Annotated in this window: 1 protein-coding gene and 1 pseudogene; one reads left to right on the top strand and one right to left on the bottom strand. The window is 70.2% G+C overall.

All coding sequences use genetic code 11. From position 1 onward, the window contains the following. Positions 1-476, bottom strand: a 476-nt coding sequence (locus B3446_RS11395; RefSeq protein WP_291381064.1) for an MFS transporter, incomplete at its 3' end; no start/stop codon positions are given. Between the two features lie 104 nt (positions 477-580). Between B3446_RS11395 and B3446_RS11390 the strand changes: the two are divergent. Further along, positions 581-1,451: pseudogene (locus tag B3446_RS11390) on the top strand (LysR substrate-binding domain-containing protein); the annotation flags it as partial.

Here is a 1,451-nt window from a genome sequence, read left to right as displayed (position 1 = left end):
CCCAGCGGCACGGCCGTCTGGCGGATGCTCATTGCCAGTCCGCGCTCGCCGTCGTCGAACCACGCCATCACCGCGCGGCCGCTGGCGCCGTTGACGCTGCCGCCCAGCATCCCGACGAGCACCAGCCCGACGGCCAGCAGCCAGAGGCCGGGCACGAAGCCGCCAACCGGCGCCACCCAGCCGCTCATCCAGGCCAGCGCTGCCGCGGTCGAGCCTAAACCGCCGAGCAGCACGGGACGGTCGCCCCACCGATCGGTCAGCAATCCCCAAGGCAGCTCAAAGAGCGCCACCCCCAATCCCAACAAGCCTAGCGCCAGCGCCAATTGATCGAGATCGAGCCGATAGCCCGCGCGCATGAAGACAGCGGTAGTAGGCAGGCCGGCCGCGACGGCGGAGAACGCGGTGTTGGCGGCGACGCCCACGGTCAGCACCTTCCAGCGGTGCGGTGGGCGGACGAAGGTAGGGCGATCGGACATGGCAGGCATCTGCAGAAACATTGACGACGCCAGTGTGCACGCCTAGCATGCTCCTGAAAATCAGGAAGTTTTGTACCAATGCTTTTGAAAATCGGGATTATTGAATGAGGCCAGTCACGTTCGACCTGGAGGTGCTGCGCAGCTTCGTCGCGGGCATCGACCTGGGCAGCTTCGGGCGCGCGGCCGATCGCCTGGGCCGGTCGACGTCGGCCGTGAGCGCGCAGCTGAAAAAGCTGGAGGAGCAGGCCGGCGTGCCGCTGCTGCGCAAGGACGGGCGGGGCTTGGCGCTGACCGATGCCGGCGAGACCATGCTGGCCTATGCCCGCCGGCTGCTCGACCTGAACGATCAGGCCGCTCGCGCCGTGCGCGGCACGCAATTGCACGGCCGCGTGCGCCTGGGGCTGCAAGAGGATTTTGCCGAGATGCTGCTGCCGCGCGTGCTCGGCCGCTTTGCGCGCGCCCATCCCAAGGTCCGGATCGAGGCGCGCGTGGCCCGCAACACGGACCTTCTGGAACGCGTCGCGCTGGGCCAGCTTGATTTGGCGCTGGCCTGGGACCACGACGCCCGCCAGCCGCAGGGACAGCGGCTGGCCGAGCTGCCGATGTGCTGGATCGGGCCCGCGCACCCCGCGCCGGTGCCGGATGCGGACGGCGCGCTGCCGCTGGCGGCCTTCGAGTCACCATGCCTGTTCCGCGGCTGCGCCACCGACGCGCTGGACCGCGCCGGCATTGCCTGGCTGGCCGCCTTCACCAGCCCAAGTCTTTCGGGCCTGTGGGCGGCAGTCTCGGCGGGGCTGGGGGGGGCCGTGCGCNNGCGGGTCTGGGAGTGGCCGTGCGCACGCCCCTTGGCCTGCCGTCCACCGTTCGCGTGATGAAGCCGGGCGAACACGGGCTGCCCGACTTGCCGGTCATCGCGTTGTCGCTGTACCGCGCGCAGGCGCAGCCCGATCCGGTCTGCGCGGCGCTGGACGAAAT

It is taken from the genome of Achromobacter sp. UBA5777, from assembly GCF_002418565.1.
Taxonomy (GTDB): domain Bacteria; phylum Pseudomonadota; class Gammaproteobacteria; order Burkholderiales; family Burkholderiaceae_B; genus Achromobacter; species Achromobacter animicus.
The sequence above is the reverse complement of the archived record's forward strand: the minus strand, read 5'-3'. Positions and strand labels throughout refer to the sequence as shown.